Source organism: Curtobacterium sp. APC 4022 (assembly GCF_030407555.1).
GTDB lineage: Bacteria > Actinomycetota > Actinomycetes > Actinomycetales > Microbacteriaceae > Curtobacterium.
On record NZ_JASDDD010000046.1, the window covers coordinates 21,139 to 28,847 of the forward strand.

At 72.4% G+C, this 7,709-nt stretch carries 7 protein-coding genes and 1 pseudogene; 4 read left to right on the top strand and 4 right to left on the bottom strand.

All coding sequences use genetic code 11. The annotated features are described in order from the left end of the window. Positions 1-26: 26 nt before the first annotated feature. From QL987_RS13325 to QL987_RS13335, 3 genes are read right to left on the bottom strand one after another with little or no spacing between them, the layout of a single operon-like run. Entirely contained in the window at positions 27-1,088 is a 1,062-nt protein-coding gene (locus QL987_RS13325) for an asparaginase (protein ID WP_290158069.1), read from the bottom strand. Beyond that, entirely contained in the window at positions 1,085-1,459 is a 375-nt protein-coding gene (locus QL987_RS13330; protein ID WP_290158070.1) for a hypothetical protein, read from the bottom strand. Before QL987_RS13330 ends, QL987_RS13325 begins: the two co-directional genes overlap by 4 nt. Next, positions 1,459-2,361: a polysaccharide deacetylase gene (locus QL987_RS13335; RefSeq protein WP_290158071.1), complete on the bottom strand. Its 903-nt coding sequence runs from the start codon at positions 2,359-2,361 to the stop codon at positions 1,459-1,461. Before QL987_RS13335 ends, QL987_RS13330 begins: the two co-directional genes overlap by 1 nt. Before the next feature lie 196 nt (positions 2,362-2,557). On the opposite strand from QL987_RS13335, the gene QL987_RS13340 reads away from it, so the two are divergent. The 3 genes and pseudogenes from QL987_RS13340 (at position 2,558) to QL987_RS13345 (ending at position 5,091) form a co-directional block, all read left to right on the top strand. Further along, on the top strand, positions 2,558-3,607 hold the full coding sequence (locus QL987_RS13340; protein WP_111075397.1) for a LacI family DNA-binding transcriptional regulator: 1,050 nt from the start codon (positions 2,558-2,560) through the stop codon (positions 3,605-3,607). Positions 3,608-4,369: 762 nt separating this feature from the next. After that, a pseudogene (locus QL987_RS16905) lies at positions 4,370-4,717 on the top strand (AraC family transcriptional regulator); the annotation flags it as partial. Positions 4,718-4,884: 167 nt separating this feature from the next. Beyond that, the gene (locus QL987_RS13345; RefSeq protein ID WP_111075399.1) at positions 4,885-5,091 is read left to right on the top strand and encodes a hypothetical protein; all 207 of its coding nucleotides are present in this window, start codon (positions 4,885-4,887) and stop codon (positions 5,089-5,091) included. 39 nt (positions 5,092-5,130) lie between these two features. Here QL987_RS13345 and QL987_RS13350 read toward each other — a convergent pair whose 3' ends face one another. Continuing rightward, on the bottom strand, positions 5,131-5,844 hold the full coding sequence (locus tag QL987_RS13350; RefSeq protein WP_290158072.1) for a TetR family transcriptional regulator: 714 nt from the start codon (positions 5,842-5,844) through the stop codon (positions 5,131-5,133). Between the two features lie 214 nt (positions 5,845-6,058). Here QL987_RS13350 and QL987_RS13355 point away from each other — a divergent pair. Beyond that, a partial coding sequence (locus QL987_RS13355) for a glycoside hydrolase domain-containing protein (protein ID WP_290158073.1) occupies positions 6,059-7,709 on the top strand: 1,651 nt, incomplete at its 3' end.

The following is a 7,709-nucleotide window of genomic DNA, read 5'->3' on the forward strand; positions in this document are numbered from 1 at the left end:
CCGTGCGTGGTGGTTCCGTCCGTGGATCAGGAACGGGGATCAGGAACGGTGCTGCGGGAGGAGCCCCGGCCGCGCGCGCGGAACTCCGCATGCACACGGTCGTGCGGAGCGTCGACGGCGAGCAGGACGGCGAGCAGCAGGCGGGACTTGAGTCCGTCGAGGGACCCGGCGGGGACGAGTCCGGCGGCGAGCAGGTCGACCTCGCCGCCGGGGAAGCCGTAGGTCGCCGCGAGGGTCGACCCGGCGCCGGTCCGCGACGCCATGACGACCGGCATCCGCCGGGCCAGCGCGCGGACCGCGTCGAGGGTGCGTTCCGCCACGTGCCCGCCGCCGAAGCCCTCGATGACCGCGCCGCGGTAGCCGAGGTCCCCGAGCGCCTCGAGGACACGTCCGTCGTCGTCGAGGCTGACGCGGTGCAGGGCGACCGGTGGCAGCGGGGCGACGTGGTCGGTGACGGCGGGTGCCTGCTGTGCGGGGGCGTGGAAGACGGGCAGTCCCTCCGGGACCCAGCCGAGTGGCCCGGTCCCGGGCGAGGTGAACGCCCCGGTCGAGGACGTGTGCGTCTTCCGCACCGTGCTGGCGGCGTGGACCTCGTCGTCGAGCACGACGAGGACGCCGCGGCCCCGTGCGGCCGGTTCCGCGGCCACGCGCACCGCTGCCAGCAGGTTGGCCGGGCCGTCCGCGCCGGGAGCGGACGCGTGGCGCATGGCGCCGGTGACCACGAGCGGTTCCGGGCGGTCCCAGCCGAGGTCGAGCAGGTAGGCGGTCTCCTCGATGGTGTCGGTGCCCTGCGAGACGACGACGCCGGACGCGCCGGTCTCGACGGCTCGCCGGGCGGCTCCGAGGGCGCTCTGCACGTCGTCGAACCCCAGGGACGGCGAGGGGACCAGGGCGAGCTGGTGTGCGTCGACCCGGGCGGTCTGTGCGATCGCGGGCACGCCGGCGAGCAGGTCGTGGGCGTCGAGTCGCGGGACCGCACCGGGCCGGTGAGCGGGGCCTCCCGTGTCTCCGGTGTCTCCGGTCGTGACGCTCGCGATGGTCCCGCCGAGGGCCAGGTAGGTCACCGTCGGCAGGGCGGTGTCGATCACTGCGCCGGCTCCCGCCGTCGGGCCACCGCCTGCGCGAGGCTCCGGTAGGTCCAGTCGGCGCCGTCGTCCGGACGGGAGGCACGCAGCCGCTCCGCCACGACCGTCCAGTCGGTGGTCCCCGGCCCGACACGGTCGACCGCGTCCAGGACCCCGTCGACGCCCTGCGCGAGGACCCCCTGACCGGTCGGTCCGACGACGAGCACCCGGACGGTCCCGGGCGCCTCGTGCACCCGGACGTGCTCCGGGGCGAACAGTCGAGCGCCCCAGGCGACCAGCGCCAGTTGCGCCCGCTTGCGTGCTGCCGGCGAGTCCTCGACCCCGCGGGCGTACGCGTCGGGCGTTCCGCCGGCGCTGCCGCATGCGCCGCACATCAGTACTCGCGCGGACGCTCGGGGCGGCCGAAGGGGAAGCGGACGCGGAAGTCGTCGGCGATCTCGTTCATGGTGACGAACCGGACGCCCTCGTGTCCGCCGATGTACTCGATGAGCCGTTCGATCATGAGCAGCACCTGGGGTCGCCCGGACACGTCGGGGTGGATCGTGATCGGGAACACGGCGTAGTCGAGCTCGCGGTACACCCAGTCGAACTGGTCCTTCCACATCTGCTCGACGTCGCGGGGGTTGACGAAGCCGTGGCTGTTCGGGCTCGACTTGATGAACATCATCGGCGGCAGGTCGTCGACGTACCAGTTCGCGGCGATCTCGACGAGGTCGATCTCGTGGCCGTGCACCAGCGGCGTCATCCAGGTGTGCGGGTCCTGGGCGTAGTCGATCGGCGTCCACGAGTCGCCGACGATCGAGTAGTACGGGACGAAGTCCTTGTGCTGCTGGCTGTGGTCGTAGCTGAACCCGAACTTCTCCAGCAGCGTCGGCGTGTACGTGCTCAGCTCCCACCAGGGGGCGACGTAGCCGGTCGGCTGGGTGCCGGTGAGCCGGGTGATGAGTTCGACCGAGCGCTCCATGACGGCGTCTTCCTGCGCCTCCGTCATCGCGACGGGGTTCTCGTGGCTGTACCCGTGGGCGCCGATCTCGTGCCCGGCGTCGAACAGGGCCTGGCACTGCTCGGGGAAGGTCTCGAGCGAGTGGCCGGGGATGAACCACGTCGCCTTGATGTCGGCGCGGTCGAACACGCGCTGCAGCCGGGGCACGCCGGTGCGGCCGGCGTAGATCCCGCGCTGGATGTCCGACGGTGAGTCGGCTCCGCCGTAGGAACCGAGCCAGCCCGCGACGGCGTCGATGTCGACGCCGAAGGACACGAAGATCTCTTTCACCATGGGGCACCGTCTCTCGTCTGCTCTGCAAGATGTGCAATCGTTTGCAACTGGTGAGAGCGTGCCATCCGACTGTTTCCACCAGCGACGGCAGACGTAACGAACGTGTTTCGCCAGATCGGCAACCGGGACGGTGTGTGCACAGTTGCAACCGTTCGCTGCGGCTCCGGCTCGACGATGTGTCACTTACACTGAGCGGATGGGCAGCACGGACGACCAGGTCGGGCACGAGCCCCCGGGTCGTCGCGGCGAGGTCAACCTCCAGGCGATCGCGGGGCGCGCCGGGGTGCACGTCTCGACCGCGTCGCGGGTGCTGCGACAGACCGAGCCGGCCCGGGGCTGGAGTGCTCCGGCCCAGCGCGTGATCGCAGCGGCAGCGGAGCTCGGCTACCGCCCCAACCGGCTCGCCTCGTCGTTGCGCACCCGGCGGTCGAACACCATCGGCGTCGTCATGCCGCGGCTCGCCGACACCGTCATCGCGTCGATCTGCCAGGCCGTGGAGTCGGCTGCGCGTGCCGCGGGGTACCAGCTGCTGCTCACGACCCCGCCCGACGAGATGGGCGCCCAGCTCGAAGCCGTCGACTTCCTGCTCTCCCGCCGGGTCGACGGCCTGATCGTCAGTTCCCTGCACCTGTCGTCGCAGATCCCCCGTCTGGCGAACCTGTCGGTGCCGATCATCGCGACGAACCGGCACCCCGGCGACTGGCTGCCCGCCGTGGTCGCCGACGACGTCGAGGGCGGCCGGCTCGCCACCGAGCACCTGCTCGCCCTGGGACACCGGCGCATCGGTGTCGTGGCCGGTCCGCGCCACGCCAGCACCGCGGTGGAGCGGGTCGCCGGCTTCCGGCTGGCGCACGAGCAGCGGGACCTGCCGGTCGACGAAGCGCTCGTCGTCCACACCGACTTCGAGGTCGAGGGCGGCGTGGTCGGGGCGCACACCCTGCTCTCGCTCGCCGACCCACCCACCGCCGTCTTCGCCGTCAACGACACCGCGGCCATCGGCGTGATGGGTGCTGCCCGCCAGCGCGGCCTGCGCGTCCCCGAGGACCTGTCGATCGTCGGGTACAACGACATCGCGGTGGTGGCGCAGCTCCCCACGCCGCTCACCACCGTGCACTCCCCGCGGGCGACGATGGGGGCCGTGGTCGTCGAACGGTTGCTCGCCGCGATCGGCGGCGGCGCGGTGGACGGGGCGGTCCTGCCGGTGTCGCTCGTGGTGCGGTCCTCGACGGCGGCCCCGGCGCACTGACGACGACGTATGCTCATGTCGACGTCGCGTCGACACCGACGCGTCGTCCGTCCGGATCGTGCCACGAAGTCGAACATCGATGCACTCCTGAGGGGCATGATGGCCACCGTCGACGACGGACCTCTGCACCAGCCGACGCCCGGCACGCACGCCGCCTGGCACGACGTCCGCATCGAGGCGGTCGGATCGGACCCCGAGACGGCGGCGGCCGGACTGAGTTCCTTCTACTCGGGCCACGACTGGGCGGTCGTGACGACCGATCGGCCGTTCTCGTACCGCTACAGCGCCGTGGGGGACGGTGACGTGACGCTGCGGCGGTTGCAGTTCTCCGGCGGGCTCCGCGGCACGGTCCCGCCGACGGACGACTACATCGTGCAGTGGCTGACAGCCGGGGCGGGCAATCCCGACGTGCTGCAGGACCGCGTCCCGGTGGTCCTGGACGTCCCGATGCTGTTCCCGACGGCGCGCGAGTTCGTCGTCGAGTACGCCGACCACGACCAGCGCCTCGTGCACATGTCCCGCCGACTGGTCCACGAGGTCGCGGACGAACTCTTCCACACGGGTCCGGTCAGCGACCTCGGGATCGACCACCTGCACCCACTCGACCCCGCAGCGGTCGCGCGGTGGCGCAGCAGCCTGCACCTGCTCTCGCGTGCGCTCCGGGAAGGTCCCAGCGGCAGGGACGGCGGCAGGAGCGGCGGCAGCGGCGGCGACCTGTTCCGGGCCGCCCTGTCGCGGGCCGTCGTCGTGGAGTTCCTGCGGATGTACCCGCCGCGAGCGGTCGCGTTGCCCGCCTCGGTGTTCCTGCCACGGCGCGAGCGGCTCCGTGCCGCGGTCGAGTACATCCACGAACACATCACCGAGCCGCTCCGGGTCGCGGACATCGCCCTGGCGGCGGGCTTCAGCGTGCGGGCCACCCAGGAGGCCTTCCAGCACTCGATCGGGCGGTCACCGCTCCACTACCTGCAGCACATCCGCCTGCACCGGGTCCGGCTGGACCTCCAGCACGCCGGACCGGGGACCTCGAGCGTCCGCGAGGTCGCCCAGCGGTGGGGGTTCGAGCACCTCGGTCGGTTCTCGGCGGCCTACCGGGTGGCGTTCGGCGAGTACCCGCACACCACTGCGACGCTGACGGAGCGCCGACGAGACCCGGACGCACCCGCCGCCGGAGCCCACCCACGTCCAGATGTCCGACCACACATGTGGTGGGCCTACCGTCAGGATCGGTTGTCGGTCCCGGTGAGCGGCGCAACAGGAAGTCGGCGCTCGTGGATCGTATGCAGGCCATCACATGGCGGAACGACGCGGGTGGGCACTGGACTGCCCGCCGCGACGGGGTCGTCGTCGGCACGATCGACCAGGGCCAGGGGTTCGAGTTGCACTCCACGGACGGCACGGTCCACGGATCGCACAACTCCCTCGGCAACGCGCAGGCACAGCTCGACGCCTGGGCCGCGTGGGGGACCGGGCCGCAACACCCCTAGCTCAGCAGGCCGGTACCAACGGTCCTCGTCGTGCGCAGATCAGGCGGTCGACGCACCACCTTCGGCGGCCGCGTCGCCCGCCGCAGCCGTGCTCGTCACCGGGGCCTCGGCCAGTGCCGGGTCCGCCGGCTCCGCGACCGACACCGGCGTCACGCTGCGGACGACCTCGTCCGCGTCGGCGATCCCGAGACCGGTGAAGAGCGCCGACCAGAGGTCCCGGAGCTGGAGTTCGGTGGCCTCCACCGTGCGCGAGCTCGCCCGGGTGCGCAGGACGCCGAAGGTCGACGAGATCACGAGGTCGGCGGCGCGGACGGCCTCCGGGTCGTCGACGTCCAGCCCTCGGGCGACGGCGAAGTGCTCCAGCGTGTACCCCCGCCAGGTGAAGGCCCGGGGGAGCGGCTGCCCGGCCTCGCCGAGCTCCTGGCTGACCCGGATCGCCCCGGCGGCGACCGGGCACCGCAGTGCGTCGAGGCACGCGGACAGCAGCATCGTCACCAGGTTCGCGAGGCCCGCGGGCTCGGTCGTCCGGGCCGCCATCTCGAGCCAGCGCGCCTGCTGCTGCTCGACGACGGCCGCGGCGAGGTCGAGCTTCGACGGGAACAGGTGGTACCCGACGGCCGACTTCGGACGGTTCATCGCGGCGGCGACGCTCGCGAACGAGGTGCCGTCGTAGCCGTGCTCGGCGAACTCGGCAGCGGCTGCCTCGACGATCTGCTGGCGTGTGCGGGCCTTCGCGGCCTGGCGCTGGTTCATGCTGCTCCTCGCCCGACGATCCCGGTTGGTTCGTGCCGCTCGATACTACGAGCCCGGTACCACTGTCGCAGGTCGGGGCGGACTGAGCAGTTCATCAGACGATCGTCTGGTGGAACTCGGCACTTTCCCGTGTTCGGACGCCAGGTTGTCACCCACCTCAGTTGCAGCGTCGCGCCCGCGCGCCCTGCGGCTCCGTCGACCTGGAAGGCACACCGTGCAGATCTCCCGCCGCACTGCGCTCCTCGGCATCGCCGCCTCCGTCCCGATCGCCTCGGCCGTCCTGGCCGCCCCCGCCGAAGCGGCGACGACCACGACCACCACGTCCGCGGCGACCACCGCGTCCGACCCCGGCGTCCTCGCCGTCCAGAAGTGGCTCAACAAGACCTTCGGCCACGTCGCCGGCTGGGTGCACGTCACCGAGGACGGCCAGACCGGAGCCGGGACCGTCACCGGTCTCGCCCAGGCGACCCAGTCCCTCCTGGGCATCACGCCCGTCGTGCCGACGGTGGGACCGGCCACCAGGAAGGGTCTCGAGCAGCACGGGGACGTCGGCCACGAGGTCGGACCCGACGCCGAGACCTGGCGGAAGCTGGCCCAGGCCGGGCTCGTCTGCAAGGGCTTCCCGACCGTGGCGACGACGGGCACGTGGGACGCCCCGACCGTCGCCGCGGTGCAGGAGCTCCGGACCGAACTCGGTGTGGCCCTCGGCGTCCCGACGCTCTCCCCCCACCTGTACGGTGCGCTGCTGACCACCGACCTGATCCGGCTCGCCACCGATGGCTCGTCCACCATCCGCTCCGTCCAGCAGTACCTCAACCGCACGTACGCCGAGGCGGACGGCGGGGCGTACGGCAGCACGAGCGGCCTGGTCGACACGAGCACCGCGTCCGCTGCCGTCCGGGCGATCCAGATCGCGTCCGGGTCCGCGTCGGTCGACGGGGTGTGGGGGCCGGGCACCGCAGCCGGTCTGCGCGCCGCGTCCGCCAGCGTCGTCGGCGTCGGCGCGAGCGGGCCGTGGGTCCAGCTGGTGACGGCGCTGCTGGTGCTCAACCGCGAACGGGTCCCCTTCGACGACGTCTTCACGGCGGCGGACGCCGACGTGGTCCGCGCGTTCCAGCAGTTCCAGGCGTTCCCGGTCGCCGAGCAGACCGGCACGTGCGACTTCGGCACGTGGGCCGCGTTGGCCGCGAGCAGCGGCGACGCCGGCCGCGCGACGACCGGTGCCGACATGGCCACGAAGCTCGACGCCCCCCGGGCCACGGCACTGGCCGCCGCCGACGTCCGGGTGGTCGGGCGCTACCTGACGAACTCGCAGGCCTCCGGCGCTCGTGACAAGGCGCTGACGGCCGAGGAGCTGCGGGTGATCGGCGACGCCGGACTCGGGCTGTGGCCGATCTTCGAGGAGGGCGGCGACGAGGCGTCCTGGTTCACCTTCGCGCAGGGGATCGTCGACGCGCACCGCGCCCAGGACGCCGCGAAGCACCTCGGGATCCCGAAGCAGACGACGCTGTACTTCGCCGTCGACCTCGATGCCAGCACAGCCCAGATCGACGACGCGGTGCTCCCGTACTTCCGGGGCGTGGCCACGGGCCTCCGGGACCGCGGGAACGTCCACAAGGCCGGTGTGTACGGCTCCCGCGCCACCTGCTCCGCCGTCAGCCACGCCGGACTCGCGCACTTCTCGTTCGTCGGCGGGCTGTCCACCGGGTGGACCGGCAACCAGCTCCAGCCGCTGCCGTCCAACTGGTCGTTCAACCAGATCCAGGGACGCACGATCGGCTCGGGGAGCTCGGCCACCGAGATCGACGCCGTCGTGGTGTCCGGCCGGGACCCCGGCGTGCCGGCCGCGCACCTGCGTGGACACT